General features: G+C 68.2%; 23 protein-coding genes and 1 tRNA gene. 17 read left to right on the top strand and 7 right to left on the bottom strand.

Annotation, left to right across the window (positions count from 1 at the left end; translation table 11 throughout):
• Positions 1 to 133 precede the first annotated feature (133 nt).
• Positions 134 to 1,123 (bottom strand): LacI family DNA-binding transcriptional regulator, encoded by a 990-nt coding sequence (locus ASE14_RS01690; RefSeq protein WP_056649845.1) that lies wholly within the window; start codon positions 1,121 to 1,123, stop codon positions 134 to 136.
• A 166-nt stretch (positions 1,124 to 1,289) separates the two neighbouring features.
• On the opposite strand from ASE14_RS01690, the gene ASE14_RS01685 reads away from it, so the two are divergent.
• The 6 genes from ASE14_RS01685 (at position 1,290) to ASE14_RS21330 (ending at position 8,328) form a co-directional block, all read left to right on the top strand.
• The gene (locus ASE14_RS01685) at positions 1,290 to 2,582 is read left to right on the top strand and encodes an extracellular solute-binding protein (RefSeq protein WP_162257686.1); all 1,293 of its coding nucleotides are present in this window, start codon (positions 1,290 to 1,292) and stop codon (positions 2,580 to 2,582) included.
• Positions 2,579 to 3,499, top strand: a complete 921-nt coding sequence (locus ASE14_RS01680; protein ID WP_369816430.1) for a carbohydrate ABC transporter permease — start codon at positions 2,579 to 2,581, stop codon at positions 3,497 to 3,499. The genes ASE14_RS01685 and ASE14_RS01680 overlap by 4 nt, the downstream gene beginning before the upstream one ends.
• 1 nt (position 3,500) lies before the next feature.
• A complete protein-coding gene (locus tag ASE14_RS01675; protein ID WP_056649839.1) occupies positions 3,501 to 4,391 on the top strand; it encodes a carbohydrate ABC transporter permease in 891 nt (296 codons plus the stop codon).
• Between the two features lie 124 nt (positions 4,392 to 4,515).
• On the top strand, positions 4,516 to 5,721 hold the full coding sequence (locus ASE14_RS01670; protein ID WP_056649836.1) for a glycoside hydrolase family 1 protein: 1,206 nt from the start codon (positions 4,516 to 4,518) through the stop codon (positions 5,719 to 5,721).
• A 95-nt stretch (positions 5,722 to 5,816) separates the two neighbouring features.
• A complete protein-coding gene (locus tag ASE14_RS01665; protein WP_082600134.1) occupies positions 5,817 to 7,997 on the top strand; it encodes a glycoside hydrolase family 3 N-terminal domain-containing protein in 2,181 nt (726 codons plus the stop codon).
• Positions 7,998 to 8,199: 202 nt separating this feature from the next.
• A complete protein-coding gene (locus ASE14_RS21330; protein WP_255356060.1) occupies positions 8,200 to 8,328 on the top strand; it encodes a hypothetical protein in 129 nt (42 codons plus the stop codon).
• Positions 8,329 to 8,700: 372 nt separating this feature from the next.
• On the opposite strand, the gene ASE14_RS01660 is transcribed toward ASE14_RS21330, so the two are convergent.
• Positions 8,701 to 8,773: transfer RNA gene (locus tag ASE14_RS01660), tRNA-Val, on the bottom strand.
• A 54-nt stretch (positions 8,774 to 8,827) separates the two neighbouring features.
• Here ASE14_RS01660 and ASE14_RS01655 point away from each other — a divergent pair.
• Positions 8,828 to 9,529 (top strand): hypothetical protein, encoded by a 702-nt coding sequence (locus ASE14_RS01655; RefSeq protein WP_235511049.1) that lies wholly within the window; start codon positions 8,828 to 8,830, stop codon positions 9,527 to 9,529.
• A gap of 37 nt (positions 9,530 to 9,566) precedes the next feature.
• Here the strand turns inward: ASE14_RS01655 and ASE14_RS01650 are convergent, their stop codons facing one another.
• Positions 9,567 to 10,019, bottom strand: coding sequence for a peroxiredoxin (locus ASE14_RS01650; RefSeq protein WP_235511098.1), 453 nt, complete (start codon positions 10,017 to 10,019; stop codon positions 9,567 to 9,569).
• Positions 10,020 to 10,196: 177 nt separating this feature from the next.
• Here ASE14_RS01650 and aceE point away from each other — a divergent pair, with 177 nt between their 5' ends.
• The 6 genes from aceE (at position 10,197) to ASE14_RS01620 (ending at position 17,833) form a co-directional block, all read left to right on the top strand.
• Complete coding sequence (gene aceE, locus ASE14_RS01645; RefSeq protein WP_056649828.1) at positions 10,197 to 12,923, top strand: pyruvate dehydrogenase (acetyl-transferring), homodimeric type; 2,727 nt, start codon at positions 10,197 to 10,199, stop codon at positions 12,921 to 12,923.
• An 11-nt stretch (positions 12,924 to 12,934) separates the two neighbouring features.
• Positions 12,935 to 14,149: a CdaR family transcriptional regulator gene (locus tag ASE14_RS01640; RefSeq protein WP_056649826.1), complete on the top strand. Its 1,215-nt coding sequence runs from the start codon at positions 12,935 to 12,937 to the stop codon at positions 14,147 to 14,149.
• Positions 14,150 to 14,240: 91 nt separating this feature from the next.
• Positions 14,241 to 15,161 (top strand): ACP S-malonyltransferase, encoded by a 921-nt coding sequence (locus ASE14_RS01635; RefSeq protein ID WP_056651625.1) that lies wholly within the window; start codon positions 14,241 to 14,243, stop codon positions 15,159 to 15,161.
• A gap of 37 nt (positions 15,162 to 15,198) precedes the next feature.
• On the top strand, positions 15,199 to 16,203 hold the full coding sequence (locus ASE14_RS01630) for a beta-ketoacyl-ACP synthase III (protein ID WP_056649823.1): 1,005 nt from the start codon (positions 15,199 to 15,201) through the stop codon (positions 16,201 to 16,203).
• Between the two features lie 65 nt (positions 16,204 to 16,268).
• The gene (locus ASE14_RS01625) at positions 16,269 to 16,517 is read left to right on the top strand and encodes an acyl carrier protein (RefSeq protein ID WP_056008597.1); all 249 of its coding nucleotides are present in this window, start codon (positions 16,269 to 16,271) and stop codon (positions 16,515 to 16,517) included.
• An 80-nt stretch (positions 16,518 to 16,597) separates the two neighbouring features.
• Positions 16,598 to 17,833: a beta-ketoacyl synthase gene (locus tag ASE14_RS01620; protein WP_056649819.1), complete on the top strand. Its 1,236-nt coding sequence runs from the start codon at positions 16,598 to 16,600 to the stop codon at positions 17,831 to 17,833.
• Positions 17,834 to 17,982: 149 nt separating this feature from the next.
• Here the strand turns inward: ASE14_RS01620 and ASE14_RS01615 are convergent, their stop codons facing one another.
• Entirely contained in the window at positions 17,983 to 18,504 is a 522-nt protein-coding gene (locus ASE14_RS01615) for a DUF3145 domain-containing protein (protein ID WP_056649815.1), read from the bottom strand.
• A gap of 170 nt (positions 18,505 to 18,674) precedes the next feature.
• On the opposite strand from ASE14_RS01615, the gene ASE14_RS01610 reads away from it, so the two are divergent.
• Complete coding sequence (locus ASE14_RS01610; RefSeq protein ID WP_056649812.1) at positions 18,675 to 19,316, top strand: PadR family transcriptional regulator; 642 nt, start codon at positions 18,675 to 18,677, stop codon at positions 19,314 to 19,316.
• Here the strand turns inward: ASE14_RS01610 and ASE14_RS01605 are convergent.
• The gene (locus tag ASE14_RS01605) at positions 19,295 to 21,088 is read right to left on the bottom strand and encodes a bifunctional 3'-5' exonuclease/DNA polymerase (protein WP_056649809.1); all 1,794 of its coding nucleotides are present in this window, start codon (positions 21,086 to 21,088) and stop codon (positions 19,295 to 19,297) included. The two genes, ASE14_RS01610 and ASE14_RS01605, sit on opposite strands and share 22 nt — an antisense overlap.
• Positions 21,089 to 21,182: 94 nt before the next feature.
• Here ASE14_RS01605 and ASE14_RS01600 point away from each other — a divergent pair, with 94 nt between their 5' ends.
• The 3 genes from ASE14_RS01600 to ASE14_RS01590 all read left to right on the top strand — a co-directional run bounded on the left by ASE14_RS01600 (position 21,183) and on the right by ASE14_RS01590 (position 24,119).
• A complete protein-coding gene (locus tag ASE14_RS01600; protein WP_056649808.1) occupies positions 21,183 to 21,944 on the top strand; it encodes a hypothetical protein in 762 nt (253 codons plus the stop codon).
• A gap of 146 nt (positions 21,945 to 22,090) precedes the next feature.
• Positions 22,091 to 22,561: an NfeD family protein gene (locus tag ASE14_RS01595; protein WP_056649805.1), complete on the top strand. Its 471-nt coding sequence runs from the start codon at positions 22,091 to 22,093 to the stop codon at positions 22,559 to 22,561.
• A gap of 103 nt (positions 22,562 to 22,664) precedes the next feature.
• The gene (locus ASE14_RS01590; protein WP_056649802.1) at positions 22,665 to 24,119 is read left to right on the top strand and encodes a flotillin family protein; all 1,455 of its coding nucleotides are present in this window, start codon (positions 22,665 to 22,667) and stop codon (positions 24,117 to 24,119) included.
• A gap of 22 nt (positions 24,120 to 24,141) precedes the next feature.
• Here the strand turns inward: ASE14_RS01590 and ASE14_RS01585 are convergent, their stop codons facing one another.
• Both ASE14_RS01585 and ASE14_RS01580 read right to left on the bottom strand, forming a co-directional pair.
• Positions 24,142 to 24,924 (bottom strand): ABC transporter ATP-binding protein, encoded by a 783-nt coding sequence (locus tag ASE14_RS01585; RefSeq protein WP_056649799.1) that lies wholly within the window; start codon positions 24,922 to 24,924, stop codon positions 24,142 to 24,144.
• Complete coding sequence (locus ASE14_RS01580; protein ID WP_056651624.1) at positions 24,921 to 25,769, bottom strand: ABC transporter ATP-binding protein; 849 nt, start codon at positions 25,767 to 25,769, stop codon at positions 24,921 to 24,923. The genes ASE14_RS01585 and ASE14_RS01580 overlap by 4 nt, the downstream gene beginning before the upstream one ends.
• Between the last annotated feature and the right edge of the window lie 20 nt (positions 25,770 to 25,789).

Here is a 25,789-nt window from a genome sequence, read left to right as displayed (position 1 = left end):
CAAACGAGCAAGATCGCCCCAAGGTTTGTCACCCGCCGTCCTCCACCTGCCTCTTCCGTAATGAATCCAGTAGCACTCAGGACATCAAGAAGCTCCTCAACCGACGGCGGAACGTTGTCACGGGGAAGTACAGCTACCCCAGGCGTGCGGTGGACGAGCGCACGATCAGCCGGGTCGACAATTCGGTGTGCGCGGTCGGCGCCAGCCCCGCCCGGATCCGGATCAGCAGTTCGACGGCGCCATCGCCCATCTCGGCCAGCGGCTGACGGATCGTCGTCAGCGGAGGATCCGTCCACTGTGAGTACGGCAGGTCGTCGAACCCGATCACGGAAATGTCGTCGGGGACATGCAACCCGCGCTCGCGGATGGCTCGGATCGCACCGAGGGCGCTGTCGTCGCTCGCGGCAAAGATGGCGGTCGGCGGGTCCGCTTCGTTCAGCAGCGCTCGCATCGCGTCGTACCCGTTAGGGATCCCGTAGCCGGAACGATCGACCAGCCCGGGATCGACAGGCTGCCCGGATTGCAGCATCGCGGCTTGAAACCCGGCGAAGCGGGCGATCGCGTTGTCCTGGTCGAATGGGCCGGTGACGGTGGCGATGCGGCGATGCCCGAGCGCGAGCAGGTGGTTGGTCGCATCGAATGCGCCCTGAAAGTTGGTGGCGGAGATCGACATTGTGCCATCGGGCACTCGGTGCAGCGGATCGACGACGACAAGCGGGACACCGCTGTCGGCAAGTCCGCGCCGAGCGTCTTCGCTCGGCACGGCGACGAAGCTCACGAGTCCATCCGTGCCACGCGCCAATGCCCGCCGAACCCAGCCGTCGCAGTCGTCTGGGTCCGGGTCGACGGTGAGGACGAGGTCCTTGTCGTGCCGTCGAGCGGCAGCGGCGGCACCTCGTACGACTGTTTCGGCCCACGCGCCGTCCAAGTTGACGATGCGCGCATCGAGCAGGCCGGTGGTCGCACGCGGGCGGGTTCGGATCGCGAGACCGTGCTGCTCGAGGACAGCAGTCACACGTTCTCGCGTCGTCGGCGAGACATCCGCCCTCGCGTTCAGCACTTTGGAGACGGTGGGGACGGACACCCCGGCCTCTGCTGCGATCTGCGCTAGCTGCGTGGCCATCCAGACTCCTTCGCGGTGACTTTCCGAAAATCCTAGCAAACTTGGCGACGGAACTGTGGCCAAAAGATGCCGAGGATGAGTGGACAGCCTGGGGCGCCGACCCTAAGCTCTTTCGTAATGTGTCATCAAAATTTCGAAGATGCTATCGAAACACAAGGGAGTGAGCATGCGCAGGTTGACAGTCGCTCGGGCCACAGCGATAGCCGTCGCCGCAGCCCTGGTCTTCAGTGGTTGCGGACGTGGCGGCGACGCCGGCACATCGGATGGCGCCGCCGACGGACCCGCGCCCGCAGGGCAGGCATCCGGCGAAATCCAGGTGTGGACCGCGGGCGGACACGCAGACAACCTCAAGAAGCTCGCTGCGACGTGGCTCGAGGCGAACCCGGAGGCATCGCTGACTGTGACGGACGTACCGTGGGACCAGGTGATCACGAAGCTCCAGACGGCCACTGCGGCAGGGAAGGGGCCGGACATCATCATGACCGGCGCGGACCAGACCGCGACCGCGATCGGCATGGGCGCGTTCGACAAGCTGCCGGGAGGCGTCTACGACGACAGCGACTTTTACCCCGCGGCCGTCGACTCCGTCAAGGGCGACAAGGACGCGCTCTACGCGATGCCCTGGTATGTGGAGACGCGATTCCTCTTCTACCGGAAGGACATCGCGAGCCAGCTCGGCCTGTCCGCACCGACCACGTGGGAGGAGATGCAGGAGATGGCGGCCGCGTTCAAGTCGCGTCCGGGTGGGACCTATGGGCTCAACCTTCCGAGGCCCACGGAGCAGCCCGCGCAGGTGATCGTGCCCTTCGTCGCCCAGGCGGGCGGGTCCATGGCCGACGGCAAGCAGTGGACGATCGATAACAAGGAGTTCATCAGCGCACTGGACTACTACGCCGGGTACTTCAAGCGGGGAGAGGCGCCGATTGAGGCATCCACCGACGCGACGTTCGAGAACGGCGGCGCCCCGATGTTCATCTCGGGTCCGTGGATGCTGGACATCTACAAGGACCAGATCGAGAACGGAACCGCGCCCGCCGGGTTCACGATGGACTCCGTCGGCTACGCCGTCGCACCGAAGGGCCCTGCGGGCAACAACAACCAGTACATCGGCGGCGGCAACCTCGGCGTCTTCTCGGCATCCAAGAACAAGGCATCCGCCTGGTCCCTGGTGTCGTGGATGGGGAAGACCCAGCAGCAGGAGCAGTGGTACGACCTTCAGGGCGAGCTTCCTGCGAACACGGGCGCGGCTGATTACAAGCCGATCCAGGACAACCCCGTCACAAGCACGCTGATGACGCAGATGAAGGACACCGTGGCGACGCCGAACTACCCCGCGTGGTCCCAGGTGTCGGATCTGATCAGCAAATACTCCGAAATGGTCGCGCGCGGCACGATGTCGGCGGAGGACGCCGCGAAGGAGATTCAATCGAAGGCGACCGCGATCGGCTTCGGCTGGTGACGATCACCCAGAGGCGGCCGGGGAAAGTGGGTTCCCTGGCCGCCCAGCGGCGGCGCTCGAGTCTGAACGCCTGGATCTTCGTATCGCCATTCGTCCTGACCTTCGGGGTGTTCGGCCTCATCCCGCTCGTGAGTTCGCTCGTGATGTCGTTCACCGACCTCAAGGCGCGCGACATCCGCAACCCGCTCAACGTGGATTTCGTCGGGTTCGACAACTTCGTCACGGTGCTGACGGACGAGACGTTTCAACGCGCGCTGCTCAACACGTTGATCTTCGTCGCGATCGGAGTGCCGACGACGTTGTTCATCGCGCTCGTGCTCGCCGTCATGCTCAACTCGGTCGGTCCTAGGCTGGCCACGTTCTTCCGTGTGGGCTACTACACGCCGGTGATCACCACCATCGTCGCGGTTGCGATCGTGTGGCGGATCATGTACCAGAACACCGGGGTGTTCAACACGATCCTCGGATGGTTCGGAGTCACCGGACCCAACTGGCTTTCGGATCCGAACACCGCACTCCTGGCCATCACGATCATGGCGATCTGGCGCAACATCGGGGTGTCGATGGTGATCTTCCTCGCTGGGCTCCAGGGCATCCCGAGCGACGTCCATGAGGCGGCCGCCCTCGACGGTGTGAACGCAGCCCAGAAGTTCTTCCGCATCACGATTCCCTTGATGATGCCGACAATTCTGCTGAACGCGATCCTCGTGACCACCGGCCATATGCAGTTCTTCGATGAGCCGTTCGTCATGACCGAGGGCGGGCCGCTCGACTCGACGACGTCGGTCGCGCTGCAGGTCTACAACCAGTTCAAGTACGGCAACTACTCGGTCGGCGCCGCGGGGGCCTACGTGCTCTTCGCGCTGATCGGCATCCTTGCGATCGTGCAATTCCGCTTCTTCCGGCAGAGGACCTGACATGACCACAGTTGAGCGACGAGCAACCGCCGGTGCGTCGGCAGCCGTCAGTCGGCGACGACTACGCCCGATCAGGTGGGGCAATCTGATCATCCTGGCGATTCTGGCGGTGGGACTCGCGGCGACGATCCTGCCGTTCGTGTGGATGGTGCTCGGGTCCTTCAAGTCGAATGCCGAGCTATTGGCCCGACCGATCACCTGGTGGCCGCAAGCGCCCACACTGGACAACTTCAAGGCGTGGTTCTTCGAGTTCGACATCCTGCGACCGTTCCTGAACTCCGTCATCGTCGCGCTTGTCACCGTCTTCGCGACGCTGCTGCTCTCGTCGATGGTCGGCTGGGCGCTGGCGAAGATGAACTTCCCGGGCAAGAGGGCGATCACCGTCGTCGTGCTTGCGACCCTGTTCGTGCCGGGGATCGTGATGCTCATCCCGCAGTTCGTGCTGGTGGCGAACCTCGGCATGGTCAACACGTACTGGGGGCTCATCCTGCCTGGCATGGTCGGCGCGTTCGGCGTCTTCCTGATGCGTCAATTCATGCTCGAGATCCCGGACGCACTGCTTGATGCGGCACGCATCGACGGCGCGGGCGACTTCCGGATCTTCTTCCAGATCGTGCTTCCCCTGTGCAAGGCTCCGCTGGCGACGCTGGCGATCTTCACCTTCATGGGTTCGTGGAACGGCTTCGTCTGGCCGCTGATCATCGCCCAAGACGACTCGATGTACACGCTCCCGGTGTCGCTCGCGCTCTTCTCGGCGGAGTCGGGAGGTCATGGCACGGACTTCGGACTACAGATGGCCGGGTCTTTCCTGATCGTGATCCCGGTACTCGTGCTGTTCGTCGCGATGCAACGGCACTTCATCCAGGGAATCACCATGACTGGCATCAAGTGACCATCGAGCCGGTGCCCGACCGAGTCCACTGACTCACCGTGGCCACGTCCGCACCGTGCGGGCAGCCGCATCCCATTCATCCGGAGCCGGAGTGGCTCCGCAGAACGCAGAACTGAGGAAACCGATGACCGGTACCACCAACGTCCCCGAAGGATTCCTGTGGGGAGCGGCCACCGCCGCCCACCAGATCGAGGGCGGCAACGTGAACTCGACGAACTGGGTGGACGAGTACCACCCGCGGGCGACGGTCTCGGAGCCGTCAGGTGACGCCTGCGATTCGTACCATCGCTACCCGGAGGACATCGCGCTGCTCGCCGCGTCAGGTCTCCGCGCCTATCGGTTCTCGATCGAGTGGGCGCGCATCGAACCGGAGGAGGGTATCGTCTCGCTGGCTCAGCTCGCGCACTACCGGCGCATGATCGACACGTGCCGCGAGCTCGGCGTGGAACCGATCGTCACGCTGCATCACTTCAGCTTCCCCCGCTGGTGGCGGGCTCGCGGCGGATGGGCTGCGTCCGACAGTGCGACCGTGTTCGCGAACTTCGCACGCATCGCCAGCAGCATCCTGACAGATGTCTCGTGGGTCATCACGATCAACGAACCGAACATGCTGGTCACCAACCTGGAGACCACCGTCGACACGGGTACCGGGGTCAACTATCCGGACGATCCGGATCCTGTGGTGGCCCGTGCGATCGCCGCTGCACATCGCGCGGCGGTCGATGTCCTCCATGAGGCGCTTCCCGACGCGAAGGTGGGATGGACCGTCGCCAATCAGGTGTACCAGGCGATGCCGGGCTGGGAGGCTCAGCGCGATGCGTGGCAGTACTGGCGAGAGGACTTCTTCCTCGAACAGGCGCGGGACGATGACTTCATCGGGGTGCAGTCGTACCTGCGCACGGTGATCGGACCGACGGACGATGAGCGCGGCTACGGCCCGCAGGCGTGGCCGCAGGGCACGGACGTCACTCTGACCGGGTGGGAGTACTACCCGGAGGCGCTCGGGCATGCGCTGCGCCACACGTGGGAGGTCACCGGCGGCGTCCCGATGATGGTCACCGAGAACGGCATCGCCACGTCTGATGACGAACGCCGGGTCGCCTATACGAGGGGGGCGCTCATCGCCATGAGCGAGGCCATGGACGACGGGTGCGATGTGCGCGGTTACCTGCACTGGTCGCTGCTGGACAACTACGAGTGGGGATCGTTCATGCCCACGTTCGGCCTCATCGCGGTGGATCGCGCAACCTTCGAGCGCACGCCGAAGCCAAGCCTGGCATGGCTGGGTGACATCGCACGGAGCGGCGCTCTGCCGATCGCAGCTCGTTGACGGCCTCGGGGGCGCGCACCGGGCGCGCCGAGACACTCGACTATCGAGATCGACGACTTCCCGTCGCTGACCGCGTGGCCGATCTGATCGGCCGGATGACGCTCGACGAGAAGATCGGGCAGATGATGCAGTTGGACGCCCGGGACGATCTCGAGCGTTCGATCCTGGACATGCATGTCGGATCGCTGCTGCACGCGTCGCCGGATCGGCTGCGCCTGGCGCACGAACTGGTCGCGAGCACTCGGCTCGGGATCCCCCTCCTGGTGGCGGATGACTGCATCCACGGGCACTCGTTCTGGGAGGGGGCGACCATCTTCCCCACACAGCTCGCGATGGCCGCGTCGTGGAACCCGCCCCTGCTGGAGGCGGTTGCGCGTTCGACGGCGGTCGAAGCAGCGGCGACGGGTATCCACTGGACGTTCTCGCCGGTTCTCTGCATCGCACGAGACCTGCGATGGGGGCGGATCGGGGAGACGTTCGGCGAGGATCCGTACCTCATCGGGGAACTCGCATCGGCGATGGTGAAGGGATACCAAGGGCGTGGACTGGCGGACACCTCCGCGATCCTCGCAACGGCGAAGCACTTCGCGGGCTACTCCGAGACCCAGGGCGGACGGGATGCGAGCGAAGGCGACCTGTCGCGCAGGAAGTTGCGAAGCTGGTTCCTTCCGCCGTTCGAGCGTGTGGCGCGCGAGGGCTGCGCGAGCTTCATGCTCGGCTATCAGTCCATCGACGGCGTGCCGATCACGATGGACGACTGGCTACTGGGCGACGTTCTGCGCGGCGAGTGGGGTTTCACCGGAACACTCGTGACCGACTGGGACAACGTCGGCCGGATGGTCTGGGAGCAACGGGTCCACCCGAGTCATGTCGAAGCGTCAGCGGCCGCGGTCCGCGCAGGCAACGACGTCATCATGGCGACTCCGGGCTTCTTCGCGGGAGCACAGGAGGCGTTCCGACGCGGACTGATCCGGGAAGCCGATCTCGATCGTGCGGTCGCCCGCATACTCCGGCTGAAGTTCGAGCTCGGGCTGTTCGAGAACCCGCGTGTCCCAGACGAGGAGGCCATCGCGGTGACGATCGGATGCGATGCCCATCGTGAGGTGAACCTCGAGATCGCGCGTCGCTCCGTCACCCTTCTGCGCAATGACGGGACACTGCCGTTGGCCGACCATGAGCGGCGCGGACCCGCGCGAATCGCTGTCATCGGACCGCTCGCGGACGATGCCCAGAACCAGCTCGGTGACTGGGCGGGCGGATCGGGCCAGGCCGGATGGCTTGAGGGACAGCCGCGGGATCTCATCTGCACGGTGCTCGACGGGCTGCGTGAACGCGCCCCCGCTGGATGCACCGTCGAATACGCGCGGGGCGCGGAGATCGTCGCGCTCATGCCCGATCCCGCAGGCGAGCACTTCCCCGACGGACAGCCGCGGCCTCGCGTGGCCACGTCGGTTCCCGTGGACGAACGTCAGCTCGCGGAAGCCGTCGCGTGCGCCCGTTCGGCGGATGTGATCGTGTGCGTTGTCGGCGACACGATCGATCTCGTCGGTGAAGGGCGTTCGACCGCGACGCTCGAGCTGCTGGGCGGTCAAATCGCGTTGCTGGACGCCCTCGCAGCCACGGGAGTTCCGTTGGTCGTCGTGCTGATGGCGTCGAAGCCGATGGTTCTGCCCGCGTCGGCGCTGAACGCGAATGCTCTGCTCTGGGTGGGCAGCCCGGGGATGGAAGGTGGCAGGGCCCTGGCGGAGGTTCTGTTCGGCGAATGCGAACCGAGCGGGCGGCTTCCGATCTCGGTCGCCCGTCACGTCGGGCAACAGCCCACCTACTACAACCAGGTGCGCGGGCAGCACGGCGATCGGTACGCAGACCTCACCCAAGAGCCTGCCTTCGTGTTCGGCGAGGGGATGTCGTACTCCACGATCGAATACGGGCCTGTGCAGCTCGCGTCCGCAGACGTCGGGGTCGACGATTGCGTGAACGCTTCGATTGAAGTGGTGAACACCGGATCGCGACCGGCGCGCGAGACCGTTCAGCTGTATGTCAGCGATCTCGTCACCTCGGTCAGCTGGGCCGACCAGGAGCTGAAGGCGTTCCAACAGATCGACGTGGCTCCCGGTGAACGGACGACGGTCGACTTCGCTGTCCCTGTAGCGGACCTGACCATCGTGGATGCGATGGGCCGGCGCGTTGTCGAGCCGGGCGAGTTCGAACTACGGGTCGGAGCCTCGTCGCTGGCCGCGACCTGTCAGCGCGCGCGCTTCCGCGTGGTCGCGTAACGAGGTTGCCGCCCGGCGGCCTGCGCTCGGGGCGAAATGGAATGCAGGAAGCGGGCAGGGGTCGATACTGGGCACGACGATCATCACGGGCGTAACGAAGGCCCCGTCGCGCACCTGCCTCCCTGAGCCGATTGGCGAACTCTCCCTGCGCATTCTGGACGGGCTCGATGTGCCCAGACGCTAGCGCCGCATGCACCGACGAATGGAGGCCACGGAAGACCTGCAACTGGCGCCGTTCACCCGGCAAGGAGAGCTGCATCTGTTGCCCGACATATTCGCCGAGGTCAGTACCACGCCGCCGAACGGAATCCCGGACGCGACGCTTCGATGACAGTGACGACGGCAGCCACCAATCTGCGGTCTCCAGGTCGCCTGCATACGCAGCGAGCGCGAACCGAAGGTTGCGCCCGATCTTCATGGAGTTCGGACCCTCGCCGCGCGAGAGTAGGTGGTACATCGTGCTGAGGGGGTCTGCGTGAGGTTGCAGAGCTCTTCGATGCTGAGGAGCTTCGGGATCATGATCTCGACCCCTGAGGCCGGAGCGAGTGCTTTCTTCATGATCCGCATAAGGGCGGCGAATTCTCGAACTCTGCCACCAAATGTCGTTTTCCACTGACACGACACCGACAAATCCAAGTGTTCGCCGATCCCAGCATTTCGGGGATCGAAAAGAAAGTCTGGGTTGACCAGTATTTTCAAACGGTGGGCCCTGCCGGGCTCGAACCGACGACATCCACGGTGTAAACGTGGCGCTCTACCAACTGAGCTAAAGGCCCGCGACCGCGCGCGGCGCACGCCCATGCTATCGCGAGCTGCCTAGACTCACGGCCATGGAGCCGATGCAGCAGCATCCCAGTCGAAGCACGCCGTCGGAGCACCGATGGCCGTCGGTCGTCGCGCTCGTCGTCGTGTTGGGCCTCTACGCAGCACTGCCGAACGCATTCCTCGGGCCGCAGCGCTTCGTCGTCGTCGTCTTCGGCCTGGCGCTGCTGGTGCCGCTCGTGATCGCGAATCCGCACCGGCTCACACGGCGCTCCCCGTTCACGAAATGGGCGTCGATCACCCTCGCGGGCGGACTCGTCGTCGCGAACCAGATCACGCTCGTGTTCCTGCTCGTGGCCCTCGCCGGCGGCAAGGCCGACGATGCGCCCGGCCTGCTCCTCTCGGCACTGCAGGTCTGGGTCGCGAACGTGATCGGGTTCACGCTGCTGTACTGGGAGCTCGACCGGGGCGGTCCGGTCATGCGCACGATGGCGGCACGTGCCGACCTGCCGCCCGCGGACTTGCGGTTCCCCCAGGACGAGGACGACGACGCCGTCACCGAGGTCGCCGCACGATCGTCGGCGGTGCGCGACTGGATGCCCCGCTTCGTGGACTACTTCTACTCGGCACTCTCGAACTCGATGGCGTTCAGCGCCACCGACGCGATGCCGTTGTCGCCGCGGTTCAAGCTCCTCATGGCCCTGCAGGCCTTCGGCGGCTTCCTGATCCTCGCGCTCGTCATCGCGCGATCGGTCAACATCCTCGGCTGACTCGCACGAGCGGCGAGCGGATGTCTCACCTCCCCGCTCAGAGCGCCGTGAGCGCCTCTCGGTACTGCTCGAGCGACCGCGCCTCACCGCGAGGCGTCGCGAAGCTCGCGGCGACGACGCCCTGCGCGTCGATCACGAAGGTCGCCCGCTCGGCGAGCCCCGTGCCGTCGTCGAAGGCGCCATAGGCCGCCGCGACCGCCCCGTGCGGCCAGAAGTCGGAGAGCAGCGGGAACTCGTATCCCTCGCGTTCAGCCCAGGCGCGCAGGGTGTGCTTGGAGTCGACCGAGATCGCGAGGAGTGCGACATCCGGCCCTTCGAACAGGGCGATGTTGTCGCGGAGTTCGCAGAGTTCGCCGTGGCAGATTCCGGAGAAGGCCAGCGGGAAGAAGACGAGCGCGACCGGGCGTCCTCGGAGATCCGAAAGCCGCACAGGCTGGCCGAACTGGTTCACGAGTTCGAAGTCGGGCGCGGCGCTGCCGGGAGCGAGGATCACGGGACGGGTACCTTCCAATGGACGTTCGGTCGAACCGAGGCCCCAGCCTAACCCCCACCCGGCTGGCATAGAATCACTAGGATGGCGTGGTGCCACCCGGCCGCGAACCGGCCCCTTCGGCGTGCGCACATCCCACACCCCGCAGGCACGATCTGCTGAAGAGAGAGGTCGAGTGTGACTGTCAACGACCAGGATCCCTACTCGGTCGAGGCGATGGACGCCGATCCGGAAGAGACTTCCGAATGGGCCGAATCCCTTGATGCGCTTGTCGCCGAGAAGGGACACCAGCGCGCGCGAGAGATCATGCTGAGCCTGCTGAAGCGCTCCAAGGAACTCCACCTCGGCGTGCCGATGGTTCCGACCACCGACTACCTCAACACGATCGCTCCCGAGAACGAGCCCGCATTCCCGGGCGACGAGGAGATCGAGCGTCGCTACCGCGCCTGGATCCGCTGGAACGCCGCCGTGCTCGTGCACCGCGCCCAGCGCCCCGGCATCGCCGTCGGCGGCCACATCTCGACGTACGCGTCGTCGGCCGCCCTCTACGAGGTCGGCTTCAACCACTTCTTCCGCGGCCAGGACCACCCCGGCGGCGGCGACCAGATCTTCGTGCAGGGCCACGCCTCCCCCGGCACCTACGCCCGCGCCTTCCTCGAAGGCCGCCTGTCGACCGACCAGCTCGACGGCTTCCGTCAAGAGAAGTCGCACGCGCCCAACGGCCTCTCGTCGTACCCGCACCCGCGTCTCATGCCCGAGTTCTGGCAGTTCCCGACCGTGTCGATGGGCCTCGGCCCGATCAACGCGATCTACCAGGCGCAGCTCAACCGGTACCTGACGAACCGCGGCATCAAGGACGCCAGCGACCAGCAGGTGTGGGCGTTCCTCGGCGATGGCGAGATGGACGAGGTCGAGAGCCGCGGCCAGCTCCAGGTCGCCGCGAACGAGGGCCTCGACAACCTCAACTTCGTGATCAACTGCAACCTGCAGCGTCTCGACGGCCCGGTGCGCGGCAACGGCAAGATCATCCAGGAGCTCGAGAGCTTCTTCCGCGGTGCCGGCTGGAACGTCATCAAGGTCGTCTGGGGCCGCGAGTGGGACGACCTCCTCGCCCGCGACCACGACGGTGCACTGCGCAACCTGATGAACGTCACCCCCGACGGCGACTACCAGACCTACAAGGCCGAGTCGGGCGCCTACGTGCGCGAGAACTTCTTCGGCCGCGACCCGCGCGCCCTCGAGCTCGTCTCCCACCTCTCCGACGACGAGGTGTGGGGCCTGAAGCGCGGCGGCCACGACTACCGCAAGGTCTACGCAGCCTTCAAGGCCGCGAGCGAGCACAAGGGCCAGCCGACGGTCATCCTGGCGAAGACGATCAAGGGCTACGGCCTGGGTCCGGCCTTCGAGGGGCGCAACGCGACCCACCAGATGAAGAAGATGACCCTCGACAACCTCAAGACGTTCCGCGACCAGATGCGCATCCCGATCACGGACGCGCAGCTCGAGGAGAACCCCTACCTTCCGCCGTACTACACGCCCGGCGACCAGGACGAGGCGATCCAGTACATGCACGAGCGTCGTCGCGAGCTCGGCGGCTACCTGCCGGAGCGCCGGTCGAACCACACGGCGATCTCGCTGCCCGACGACTCGGTGTACGCGATCGCGAAGAAGGGCTCCGGCACGCAGGAGATCGCCACGACCATGGCGTTCGTGCGACTGCTGAAGGACCTCATCCGCTCGAAGGACTTCGGCCACCGCATCGTGCCGATCATCCCCGACGAGGCGCGCACCTTCGGCATCGACGCGTTCTTCCCGACCGCGAAGATCTACAACCCGAACGGCCAGCACTACACGTCGGTCGACCGCGAACTCCTCCTCGCCTACAAGGAGAGCCCGCAGGGCCAGATCCTGCACGTCGGCATCAACGAGGCCGGCGCAATGGCCGCGTTCACGAACGTCGGCACGTCGTACTCGACGCAGGGCGAGCCGCTCATCCCGGTCTACGTCTTCTACTCGATGTTCGGCTTCCAGCGCACGGGCGACGCCATGTGGGCGGCCGGCGACCAGATGGCCCGCGGGTTCATCATCGGCGCGACGGCCGGTCGCACGACGCTCACGGGCGAAGGCCTCCAGCACGCCGACGGCCACTCGCCCCTGCTCGCATCGACGAACCCGGCCGTCGTCTCGTACGACGCGGCGTACGGCTACGAGATCGGGCACATCATGCGCTCGGGTCTCGAGCGCATGTACGGCGGCTCGCACGCCGACCCGAACGTCATGTACTACCTGACGGTCTACAACGAGCCGCTCGTGCAGCCCGTCGAGCCCGAGGGTGTCGACGTCGACGGCATCGTGCGCGGCATCCACCGCCTGAACGAGTCGGGTGCTGCCGGCCCCAAGGCGCAGCTGCTCGCGTCCGGTGTCTCGGTGCCGTGGATCCTCGAGGCGCAGCAGTTCCTCGCAGAGGACTGGGGCGTGTCGGCCGACGTGTGGTCGGTCACGAGCTGGGCCGAGCTGCGCCGCGACGGACTCGCCGCCGACGAGCACAACTTCCTGAACCCCGACGCCGAGCGCCGCGTGCCGTACGTGACGCAGAAGCTCAGCGGGGCGAACGGCCCGTTCGTCGCGGTCTCGGACTTCATGCACGCGGTGCCCGACCAGATCCGCGCCTACGTGCCCGGTCAGTACGCCACCCTCGGCGCCGACGACTTCGGGTTCTCCGACACGCGCCCGGCCGCGCGTCGCTTCTTCAAGATCGACGGTCCGTCGGTCGTCGTCCGCACGCTCGAACTGCTCGCAGACCGCGGTGAGGTCGACCGTTCGCTCCCCGCCCAGGCGATCGAGAAGTACCGCCTGTACGACGTGAATGCCGGAACCACCGGATCGGCCGGCGGAGAGAGCTAGCAGGCGACGAAGTGGCGACGAGGCCCAAGACGAAGGCGGAGACGCTCGCATGGTTGCGCACCATCGCGGGCGAACTCGCGACGGCGACGCTCAAGCGTCTCGAAGACACGTTGCCGTGGTACGGCGACATGCCGCCGAGCCGTCGCTCCGCCGTGGGCCTCGTCGCCCAAGCCGGCATCTCCTCGTTCGTCGCCTGGTTCGACGATCCGCGGTCCACCCCGTGGATCGCGGCGGATGTCTTCGGCGCGGCCCCTCGTGAGCTGCTGCGCTCGGTGAGCCTGCAGCAGACGCTGCAGCTGATCCGAGTGACGGTCGAGGTCGTCGAGGATCGGGTGAAGGACGGCGGTGAGCCGCTGCGCGAAGCGATCCTCCTCTATTCGCGGGAGATCGCCTTCGCGGCAGCCGACGTCTACGCGCGTGCCGCCGAGGCGCGAGGCCTGTGGGATGCACGTCTCGAAGCGCTCGTGGTCGACTCGATCCTCTCGGGCGAGGCCGACGATGAGCTGCCGAGTCGCATCGCGGCCCTCGGCTGGCACGGTCACGGCGAGGTGTCGGTGCTCGTCGGCACCGCGCCGAAGCAGCTCGACGTCGACCACGTGCGCCGAGCGGCCCGCCACATGCACGCCGACGTGCTGATCGGGGTGCAGGGCAACCGGCTCGTGCTCGTGATCGGCCGAGCCGACCCGCTCGCCCGGGAGGCGGACGAGTCGATCGGCACTGCCCCTGCGCTCACCTTCATGGAGATCGCCGCGCAGCTCGAACCGCACTTCGGCCCCGGTCATCTCGTGCTCGGGCATGCGGTGCCCAATCTCGTCGATGCGTCGAAGAGCGCGAAGGCGGCGCTCGCCGGCTTCGCCGTGGCGCGGTCCTGGCGCCACGCGCCTCGCCCGGTGCACGCCGACGACCTGCTGCCCGAACGCGCGCTCGCGGGCGACCCGCTCGCGCGAGCGACGCTCGTGCACCGCATCTACCGGCCGCTGCAGGCGCACTCGACCGAGCTGCTCACGACACTGTGGAGCTACCTCGACAACGGCCGCTCGCTCGAGGCGACGGCACGCGAGCTCTTCGTGCACCCGAACACCGTGCGCTACCGCCTCAAGCGCGTCTCCGACGTCATCGGCTGGGACGCGACGGGTGCGCGCGAAGCGCTCATCCTGCAGTCGGCGCTCATCATCGGTTCGATGAGCGACCACGAGCTGGCTCCGCGTCGGCGACCGACCAACTGATCCGCTTTCTGTACCGTTCGTACAAGGCTTTCGCCGAGAGCTTGTCGCGTGTGCACACCAGTCACCGGCCCATGCTTGGCAGACTGGGGTGGTGATCGTCGTCGTCTGCCCTGGACAGGGCTCTCAGACCCCCGGATTCCTCGCCCCCTGGCTCGCCGAGTCGGCCTATGCCGAACGGCTGTCGGTGCTGTCGGATGCCGCCGGGCTCGACCTCGCGCACTTCGGCACGGAGGCCGACGCCGACACGATCCGCGACACCGCGATCGCACAGCCGCTCATCGTCGCGGCCGGCATCCTCACGCTCGGCACCCTCCTCGCAGACGGCCGTGCCGAACGCATCAGCGGCATCGCCGGGCACTCCGTGGGTGAGATCACCGCTGCGGCGGGCACCGGCGTGCTCAGCGAGGCCGATGCGATCCGCTTCGTGACCGAGCGCGGCCGTGCCATGGCGGATGCCGCTGCGCTCGTGCCGACCGGCATGAGCGCGGTCATCGGCGCCGATGAAGCGGCATTGCTCCCCCGTCTCGAGGAGCTCGGCCTCGAGCCGGCGAACTTCAACGGCGGCGGCCAGATCGTCGTGGCCGGCGCACTCGACGCGCTCGAGGCGCTGAAGACCGAGCCGCCCGCCGGAGCCCGGGTCATCCCGCTGCAGGTCGCGGGCGCCTTCCACACGCGGTACATGCGGCCGGCGGTCGACCGCCTCGCCGACGTCGCGGCCGGCCTCTCGCCCGCCGATCCGACGCTCCCGCTCTGGACGAACCGCGACGGCAGCCCCGTGACATCCGGTGCCGCATTCCTCGACCTGCTCGTCGGCCAGGTCTCCTCCCCCGTACGCTGGGATCGCTGCATGGAGTCCTTCCAGGCGGCAGGAGTCACCGGCATCATCGAGCTCGCCCCCGCCGGCGCGCTCGTCGGTCTCGCGAAGCGCGCACTCAAGGGCGTGCCGACCGTCGCCGTCAAGACTCCCGAAGACCTGTCGGCAGCGATCGAGCTCATCGAGCAGCACGCCTGAGCCGACGAAGCAGACGAAGCAGACGAGAAAGCCGAGCATGACGAACCCCACCCTCCAGCAGTCGCACGGGCCTGCCTTCACGCGCATCTACGCCGTCGGCGCCGCTCGCGGCGAGAACGCGGTGCCGAACGACGACCTGGTCGGCCCGATCGACTCCTCCGACGAGTGGATCCAGCAGCGCACGGGTATCATCACCCGCACTCGTGCCGGCGCCGAGGTCTCGGCGACCGACCTCGCGACCAACGCAGCACGTGAGGCGATCGAGAAGTCGGGGCTCGACCCCGCGCTCATCGACCTCGTCATCATCGCGACGATCTCGAACGTGCAGCAGACGCCGTCGATGGCCGCCGTCGTCGCCGACCGCGTCGGCGCGAACCCCGCCGCCGCCTACGACATGAACGCCGCCTGCGCGGGCTACGCCTACGCGGTCGCCCAGGCCGACGCCCTCATCCGCTCGGGGGCTGCGACGTACGCCCTCGTCATCGGCGCAGAGAAGCTCTCCGACGTCGTCGACCCGACCGACCGCTCGATCTCCTTCCTCCTGGGCGACGGTGCAGGCGCCGTCGTGATCGGCCCGAGCGACACGCCCGGCATCGCACGTACGATCTGGGGCTCCGACGGCTCGAAGGCGGGCGCGGTCGGCATGAACCACACCCTCACCGAGTTCCGCCACGGGGCATCCGAGTGGCCGACGCTGCGCCAGGAGGGCCAGACGGTCTTCCGCTGGGCCGTGTGGGACATGGCGAAGGTCGCGAAGCAGGCGCTGGATGCCGCGGGCGTGACCGCCGACGACCTCGCCGCGTTCATCCCCCACCAGGCGAACATGCGCATCATCGACGAGTTCGCCAAGCAGCTGAAGCTGCCCGAGACGGTCGTCATCGCCCGTGACATCGCGACGACGGGCAACACCTCGGCCGCCTCGATCCCGCTCGCGACGCACCGTCTGCTCGCCGAGCACCCCGAGCTTTCCGGAGGCCTCGCCCTCCAGATCGGCTTCGGCGCCGGACTCGTGTTCGGCGCCCAAGTGGTGGTTCTTCCCTGAACCACCTCCCCCTGTCCATCTAGACTGTCTCTCGGTCAAACGAGACACCCCCAAGGAGAAGAACAATGGCATTGTCCACCGAAGAAGTGCTTGCCGGCCTGGCCGAGCTCATCAACGACGAGACCGGCATTGCGACCGACACGGTTGAGCTGGACAAGTCGTTCACCGACGACCTCGACATCGACTCGATCTCCATGATGACGATCGTCGTCAACGCCGAAGAGAAGTTCGACGTGAAGATCCCCGACGAAGAGGTCAAGAACCTGAAGACCGTCGGCGACGCCGTCACCTTCATCGTCAAGGCCCAGGCCTAACAGCTGCGTGGAGCGGGCCGGCGCCAACGCCCGGCCCGCTCGATCAGTGTGACCATTCTCTCCATCGGAGTGTTTCTCGAATGACCAAGAAGATCGTCATCACCGGCATCGGTGCGACCTCGCCGCTCGGCGGCACCGCCTCTGAGAGCTGGAACGCCCTGCTCGCCGGTGAGTCCGGCGCGCGCACGCTCGAGCACGACTGGGTCGCCGAATACGAGCTGCCCGTCACCTTCGCCGCCGAGGCGAAGGTGCGGCCCGAAGAGGTGCTCGACCGCCCCGTCGCGAAGCGACTCGACCCCTCGAGCCAGTTCGCCCTGATCTCGGCGAAGGAGGCGTGGGCCGACGCCGGCGCACCCGACGTCGCTCCCGAACGCCTCGGCGTCGACTACGCGACTGGCATCGGCGGCATCTGGACCCTGCTCGACGCCTGGGACACGCTGCGGGAACGCGGCCCCCGTCGCGTGCTGCCGATGACGGTGCCGATGCTCATGCCGAACGCCGCGTCCGCGGCGATCTCGATGCACTTCGGGGCACGCGCCTTCGCGCGCACCGTCGCCTCGGCCTGCGCTTCGAGCACCGAGTCGCTCGCGAACGCCTACGAGCACCTGCAGCTCGGCTTCGCCGACGTCGTCATCGCCGGCGGCGCCGAATCCGCCGTGCATCCGATCACGCTCGCCTCGTTCTCGTCGATGCAGGCCCTCTCCCGGCGCAACGACGACCCGGCTCACGCCTCGCGTCCGTACAGCATCGACCGTGACGGATTCGTCATGGGCGAAGGTGCCGCGAGCCTCGTGCTCGAGACCGAGGAGCACGCCCTCGCACGCGGCGCCCGCATCTACGCCGAGCTCGCGGGCGGGTCGGTGAGCGCCGACTCGTACCACATCACGGCGAACGACCCCGAGGGCCGCGGAGCGAGCCGAGCGGTGCTCGACGCACTCGCGCAGGCCGGAGCGTCGGTCGACGACGTGACGCACATCAACGCGCACGCGACGAGCACGCCGGTCGGCGACATCGCCGAGTACACGGCGCTCCGCAGCGTCTTCGGCGATCGCGTGCACGAGATCCCGGTCTCGGCCACCAAGGCGTCGACCGGCCACCTGCTGGGCGGCACCGGTGCGCTCGAGGCGGTGTTCACGATCCTCGCGATCCAGAACCGTCTCGCTCCGCCGACGATCAACCTCACCACTCAGGACCCCGAGATCCCGCTGCTCGTCTCCGGCGAACCGCAGCCGCTCGGCGACGGGCCGCAGCTCGCGATCAGCAACTCCTTCGGCTTCGGCGGCCACAACGCCGTCGTCGCGATCCGCACGCCGTAGGCGTCGCCTGGGCGCACGCCCGCATGAGAAGACCCCGGTCGCAGTCCCTGCGCCGGGGTCTTCTCGTGCACGGTCCGAGGGTTTCGCTCGTGCGCTGCCGGGAAGAGTCATCCGACCTCGCGTCACGCCGCCGGCGGACCGAGGTTCGCTCAGCCCACCTGGTGCAACCAGACGACCGGGGCGAAGTCGCTCGCGTGACGGAACGGTTCGAGTTCGTCGTCCCACGCCTGCCCGAGGGCGAGGCGCAGTTCGCGGTGCAGCTCGATCGGGTCGGTGCCGCCGACCGCCATCGCGTACCGGATGCGGTCCTCGGGCACCACCGTGTTGCCGGCGGTGTCGGTCTGCGCGAAGAAGACGCCCAGTTCGGGCGTGTGCATCCACCGGGCGCCGTCGGAGCCCGGGGTGGGGTCTTCACTCACCTCGAAGCGCAGCTGCTCCCAACCGCGCAGCGCCGAGGCGAGCTTGGCGCCGCTCCCGGCCTCGCCCTCCCAGTAGAACTCCGCGCGCATGGCACCGCGAAGCACCGGCTGCTCGCTCCAGTCGAAGTTCACGGCGACACCGAGCGCACTGCCGGCCGCCCACTCGACATGCGGACACAGCGCCTTCGGCGAGGAGTGCACGAACAGCACGCCTCGCGCGGTGCGCACTGCCCGCGTGGCATTCTTCGTCATCTCATACTCCGTTCTCGAGGTGCGTCTTCCCCAACGACCTCTGACGGACAGATGACGGTATTCGGTTGTCGACGAGCGAGCCGTCATCGCCGATTATGCCCCGCATCAGGCTCATTGACAAGGTTCGAAACCATATACTCGGTGAAACGTTGACTTCGATCGGAGTTCGAATGGCCGTCCGCGACGCACTGCTCGCCCTGCTCTCCGCAGGCCCGGGATACGGGTTCCAGCTGCACGGCGACCTCGCCGAGCGCACCGGAGGGCGGCGCAGCGTGAACGTCGGCCAGAGCTACGCCACGCTCGAGCGGCTCGGCAAGCAGGGCCTCGTGGAGTCGGCCGGCGCCACCGATGACGGGCTCCCTCTCTACCGGGCGACGGCGGCGGGTTCCGCGGCGACGTCGGCCTGGTTCGCCGGCGCGGATGCCTCGGGCAGCGACCCGTGGGACGAGACCGTCGACCGGGTCCTCGTGGCCGCGTCGCTCCCGGGCGTCGACGCCGGTCCGATCGTCGCGGCGGAACGCGTGCGCTGGCGCGAGCGGGAGCGCGAGGCATCCGCTCGCTCACGTCCGACGAGAGCTTCGGAGCAGCCGTCCTCCACTGAGACCGGTGCCTCCGCACGGCTCGCCGGCCTCGCGGCCGTGGCCGAGTCGGCCCGGGCGAGCGCGGCGCTGCGCTGGCTCGACGAGGTGGAGCAGGAGCTCGGCGCGCACGATCTCGCCTTCGCCCCGCGTATGGAGCGACCGCGGCGCGGACGTCGCCCCTCTGCGTCGACGCCCGCGGCGGAGGACGCTCAGGCGTCGGCCGACGCGTAGCTCTCGACGACCGCGAGATCGAGCGGGAACTCCACGGGGAACTCTCCGAAGAGCAGCCGCCCTGCCTCGGTCGCCGCGTCGGCGACGGCGACGGCGACCTGGTCGGCGAGCTCGGAGGGCGTGTGCACGATGATCTCGTCGTGCAGGTAGTAGACGAGGTGCGGCATCCGCTCGAAGGCCGGGCCTGAACGGTGCGCAGCCACGGCGGGCACGGGGGACGCACCTGCGATGGCGCCGAGCTTGGAGCGGAGACCCGCCATCCAGCAGAGCGCCCATTCGGCGGCGGTGCCCTGCACGACGAAATTGCGCGTGAACCGGCCCCAGTCGCGTGCACGCGACCGCGCACGTCGTTCGTCGGCCGACGTCGCCTCGGGCTGCGAGGCCAGTGACTGCGTCGCGCGCCAGTCGACGCCCGGCAGCGGTGACGACCGCCCGAGCAGCGTAGTGACGCTCGCCCCGCGCTCCCCCTCTGCCGCGGCCCGATCGACGAGCGCCATCGCGCGCGGATACGCCCGCGCCAGACGCGGCACGAGGCGACCGCTCTCGCCGGTCGTCGCGCCGTACATCGCACCGAGGATGGCCACCTTCGCCTGGTCGCGGGTCTCGACGACCCCTGCGCCGACGATGCCGCTGTAGAAGTCGCGCCCGCGCCCGGCCTCGGCCATCGCCTGGTCGTGCGCGAGACCGGCGAGGACCCGCGGTTCGAGTTGCGCCGCATCGGCGACCACGAGCGACCAGCCGGGGTCGGCGACGACGGCACTGCGCACGTTCTTCGGCAGTTGCAGCGCCCCGCCGCCCGCGGTCGCCCAGCGGCCGGTGGCCGTGCCGCCCGGCACGTAGTCGGGGCGGAAGCGGCCGTCGACGATCCACTCGTCGAGCCACGACCACGCGTTCGCGCTGAGCAGCCGGGCGAGCTTCTTGTATGCGACGAGCGGCTCGATCGCCGGGTGCTCGTGCTCGCGCAGTTCCCACCGGCTCGTCGACTCGACCTGGATGCCGGCTCGGCGCAGCGCCTTCAGCAGGTCGACCTGCGAGTCGAGGTTCACCGCGGGGGCGCCGAGCAGCGCGCGCACCTCGGTCGCGAGCTCCTCCATGCGGGCCGGCTTGCGGCCCGGCGCGGGCTTCGGACCGAGCTCGGTCGCGAGCACGGCCTCATGCACTCCGCGATGCCACGGCAACCCGGCTGCGTGCAGTTCGGCGCCGATCAGGGCGCCGGCGGACTCGGCCGCGATCAGGAGCCTCAGCGCGCCCGGCCGCTCCGACGCCGCGACGAGCGCGAGCTGCCGCGCGTGCTCGGCGAGCACGGCATCGACCGGAACCGCGAGCACATCGCGCGGGCCTGCGGGCTCGACGGGCTCGGAGGCATTCGTCTCGCCGTCGAAGTCGTCGAATTCGAAGAGGGGCGAATGCACAGCGGATGCCGCGGGCACGACCACACCCGCCTGCCCGGCTTCGGCGGGCCCGGCGGGCAGCCAATCGGGGCGGGCTCTCACCCCATCGCCGCGAGCGGCGGCGGTGGTGGTGGACTGGTCGAGGATCGCTGCCGCGAGCACGAGATCGTGGCAGCGATCGACGCGAACCCCCTCGGCAAGGAGTCGCGGGTACCAACGCCGGGTGTCGGCCCAGATCCATCGCGGACGACGCGACGACTCGAGTGCCTGCACGAGACCAGGGAACTCCCGCATCGTCACCGAGTCGAACGGATCGCTCGAGACGGAGGGGTCGACGAGGGCGACCCGGCCGGGCCCCATCGCACCGACCACGATCCGCATGCTCCCATTCTCGCCGGTGCAGCCGACATCGCGATCGTCTCCATGTCGGTGGCGCGGGCGATGATCTCACCATGAACGAGATCGAACGGCACCGATGGTCGCCGTGAGCTTCCGGTGCGGGCACGGCGCCGAGGCGGGGGCCTCCGGCTCGGTGCAGCTCGCCCGGGTGTGCCCGCTCTGCATGCTGCTGCACGAGACCCAGCGCTCCCGCGCCGAGCTCCTCGGTCGAGTGGCCCCGCCGCAACGCGCCGCGCTCGCCCGCGAGACGCGCATCGGCGCGAGCTACGAGTGGCGGTGCGCCCGCGGCCACGATCGCTACGCGGCGACGGTCGGCGAGGTGCTGACCGGTCCGAGTTGTGCGAAATGCCGGGCGAACGCCGCAGCACCCGGTGCCCGCCGCGAGGCCGGGGTCGCGTTCATGAAGCCCGGACTCAAGGTCGGCACCTCGCAGATCGAGCAGCGTCTGCGCATGCTGCTCGGCGAGCGCATCCGCCTGCACCATCGCGTGAACGCGGTGCGCATCGCCCGCATGTTCTACGGCAAGCAGGAGGTGTGGCCCGACATCCTCGTGCCGCAGCTGCGCATCGCCGTCGAGTACGACGATCCGGGGCGGTCGAGGCGCGCCCATCTCGGACTGAAGGCGGGTTCCGACCTCGAGAAGGACGAGGCGCTGCGCGAGGTCGGTTGGGAGGTCATCCGCATCCGGGCCGGCGGGCTCGACGCCCTCGGCCCCTACAGCATCGTCTGCCGCGGGCTCACGATCGCCGTCGTCGACGAGATCGTCTCGCTCATGCGAACCATTCGCGGCGTCGACGCCGTCGACGCGCTGCTCGTGCCGCAGCAGCACGCGGTCTGAGCCCCGGGCGCTACGATCGGCGCTCGACGCCGCTCCTCGCAACTGCCCTGTGGAGACCAGGCTGCACGGTGTTCGTCCACCCGATAGGGTGGGTCGACCCGAGCACACCTCCCGCCCGGGCTTTCGCGCGCGCAGAGAGGCAGTCGATGCTCCTTCCGTTCCTCATCGTCGGAGGCATCGGCCTCGTCCTCCTCGTCATCTCGCTTGTGCTCGGCGATATCTTCGACCACCTCGAGATCGGCGACGGCGCACTCTCGGGCACCGCGCTCGCCGTCGGCATGGTCGTCTTCGGCGCATCCGGCGCGCTCGTCGCGAGCATGGGACTCGAACTCGTCTGGGTCTACGTGCTGTCGGTCGTGCTCGCCGCGGTCGCCTACGTGCTGTGCGTGCTCGCGATCCGCAACCTGACCCGAAGCTCCGACGGGGTGCCCGCCTCGGCGGTGGGACTCTCGGGCGTCGCGAAGTCGGATGTCACCACCGCCGGTGGCGAGGTGAGCCTCGACGGCCCCGGCGAGGTCGAACGCCGGCTCGCCTACTCCGATGAGCCGATCGCCGAAGGCGCCCGCATCCGCGTCGTCGAGCACGCCGGCAGCCGGGTGAAGGTCGTCGCGGGCTGAGCCCGCGTATCGCGCTCCTTCCCGCCCCACCGTCTCTTCCCGCTCGAACCCTGATCGACCACTGCACCATCACGTCCCAGCGATTCCTCCCGAAAGGAACCCAATGCTCTCCCCCATACTGATCCAAGTCATCTCCGTCGTCGCGATCGTCGTCGCGCTGCTCGCCCTCCTGACGTTCATCGCCCGCCGAATCCGGCGCGTCCCGCCGAACGAGGCGCTCGTCATCGTCGGCCGCGGTGCCGGCCGTGCGGCACCCGAGCAGTCGTCCGCGCAGCGCGTGGTCATCGGCGGGCGCACCTTCATCTGGCCGATCCTGCAGCAGGGCTTCGCGATCTCGCTCGAGCAGCGCCAGATCGGCATCACCGTCGAGGGCGTCGACAAGAACCGCATCAAGATCGCGATCAAGGCCTCGATCAACTTCAAGGTCAGCGGCACCGAAGACGGCGTGCGCCGAGCGGCCCAGCGCTTCCTCTCGCAGCAGAGCCTGCTCACCGAGATCATCAAGGAATCCCTCGAGGGCTCGCTGCGTTCGATCGTCGGCGACATGACGATCGAGCAGATCATCTCCGACCGCAAGAGCCTCTCCGACCGGGTCGTCGCCGAGACGAAGACCGACCTCGTCGAGCAGGGCCTGCAAGTCGACCTGCTGAACATCTCCGACATCTCCACGCCCGGCAGCGAGTACCTCGCGAACCTCGGTCGCGCCGAGGCCGCCCGCGCGCGTCAGGTCGCCGAGGTGAGCGAGGCAGAAGCCGCGCGGGTCAGCGAGTTCGCGCGCATCGAAGCGGCCGAGCAGGTCGCCGAGCGGCAGAAGGCGCTGAGCCTGAAGCAGGCCACGATCAAGGCCGAGACCGATCGGGCCAACGCAGAGGCCGAGGCATCCGGTCAGCTCGCGAAGGCCGAACAGGACAAGCTCGTCGCCGTGCAGGAGCGCGACGCCCTCTCGGAACAGGCGCTCGTGACGCAGGAGCGGCTCGACATCGAGATCCGCAAGCCCGCCGAGGCCGAGGCGTACGCCGAGGTGCAGCGCGCCACCGCCCTCCGCGACGCCGCCAACGCGAGCACCGAGGCCGAGGCCTACAAGCGCACGAAGATCGCCGAGGCCAACAAGGTCGCGGCGGTGCAGGACGCCGAGGCGTCGGCGACCTCCGTGCGCTTCGCCGGTGAGGCCGAGCGCGATCGCCAGGTGGCGCTCGCCGCCGGTATCCGCGCCGACGGTGAAGCCCGCGCCTCGGCGATCCAGGCCGAAGGTCTCGCCGAGGCCGCCGCCACCGACGCGAAGGCCATGGCCCTGAAGAAGTACGGCGAGGCCGCCCTCGCGCAGGAGATCATCTCGCGCCTGCCCGAGATCGTACGGGCCGCGGCGGAGCCGATCTCGAACATCAAGACGCTGACCGTCGTCTCGACCGACGGCGCGAGCGCGGTCACGAAGACCGTCGGCCAGGTGCTCGGCGAGGGCACCGAGGTCGTCAAGTCGCTGACCGGGCTCGATGTCGGCTCGATCCTCGCCGGGCTCGCCGGCGGGCAGCTCGTGAAGGCTGACACCCCGGCGGAGTGAGCCCGGCTTCCCGGGGCGGTCGTCAGGCCGCTCCGGGGAGCCTTCCCATCCCGTCGGCGACCGGAATCGCCGCGAGCAGGCGTTGGGTGTACGGCTCCTGCGGAGCGGTCCACACCCGGTCGACCGGTCCGCGTTCGACGATCCGGCCGGCGTTCATCACCGCGACATCGTCGGCGATCACCCGGACGACCGAGAGGTCGTGGCTGATGAAGAGCAGCGCAGCGCCGGTCTCGAGGGCGAGGTTGCGCATGAGGATCGCGATGCGCGCCTGCAGCGACGCGTCGAGCGAGGCGATCGGCTCGTCGCCGATCAGGAGTTCAGGACCGGCTGCGATGGCACGCGCGATCGCGACGCGCTGCCGCTGACCGCCCGAGAACTGGTGCGGGTACCTCGTGCGGCTGGCGGGATCCATCTCGACGTGTTCGAGCAGATCGGCGACGTTCCACGCGTCGCGATCGGGGTTCACCCGAAGTCCGTCCTCGATCTGACTCCCGATCGTGCGTCGCGGATTCAGCGACGCGAAGGGATTCTGGAAGACCATCTGGATGCGCATGAGCCGCGGATCGCGCTTGCGGAGACCCAGCTTGCCGATCGGGGCGCCGTTGAAGGCGATGCTCCCGCCCGACGTCGGCACGAGCCCGCAGACCGCCTTCGCCAGTGTGGACTTGCCGCACCCGGACTCACCGACCAACCCGAGCACCTGGCGCGGTTCGAGGTCGAAGCTCACACCATCGACGGCTCGCAGCGTTCCCCGGCCCGGCAACTTGTACGAGACCTGGAGTCCATCGACTTCGAGGAGGGTCATGCTGCCGTCTCGCTTCCGGACGCATCATGCAGGAGCGAACCGGTGTCCGTCTCAGGCAGGGCATCGATGAGGGACTTCGTGTAGGGGTGCTGCGGGGCGGTGATGACCTGATGGCGGTCGCCGTGCTCGACGATCTCGCCCATCCGCATCACCGCGATGGTGTCCGCCAGGGCCGACATCACGCCGAGGTCGTGCGTCACGAGGACGATCGCGATGCCGAGCTCGTCGCAGAGCCTGCGCAGCAGCCTGAGGATGCCGGCCTGCACCGTGACGTCGAGTGCCGTGGTCGGTTCATCGGCGATCAGCACCGACGGCTCGCACATCAGTGCGCTCGCGATCGCGATGCGCTGGAGTTGTCCGCCCGAGAACTGGTGCGGGTACTTCCGCAGTGCCGCTCGGGGGTCGGGCACCGCGACGAGACCGAGCATCTCGAGCGCTCGCGTTCGAGCGGCGCGCTTGGAGGCACCTCGGTGATAGCGGTAGTGATCGATCAGTTGCGCTTCGATCGTGAGCATCGGATGCAGGCTCGCGGTGGGGTCCTGGAAGATCATGGCGATCTTCGCTCCGCGGTAGCGATTCATCCGTCGCTGGGAGAGACCGATGAGCTCGGTTCCGTCGAACCGGATGCTGCCGCCGAGGTCCGCCCCGGCTGGCAGGAGCCCGCACACCGCGAGCCCGGTCATGGTCTTGCCCGAACCCGACTCGCCGGCGAGGCCCGTGATCTCGCCGGCCGGGATCACGAGATCGATGCCCCGGAGGATCTCCTTGCGCGCCTCGCCTCGCCCGAAGCCGAGCGTGAGGCCCGAGATGGCGACGCCTCCGGTCGTCGGTGCCGTCTCCGTCACGGTGGTTCCCTTCGTGATCG

The sequence above is a fragment of the Agromyces sp. Root81 genome, assembly GCF_001429165.1.
Taxonomy (GTDB): domain Bacteria; phylum Actinomycetota; class Actinomycetes; order Actinomycetales; family Microbacteriaceae; genus Agromyces.
The sequence above is the reverse complement of the archived record's forward strand: the minus strand, read 5'-3'. Positions and strand labels throughout refer to the sequence as shown.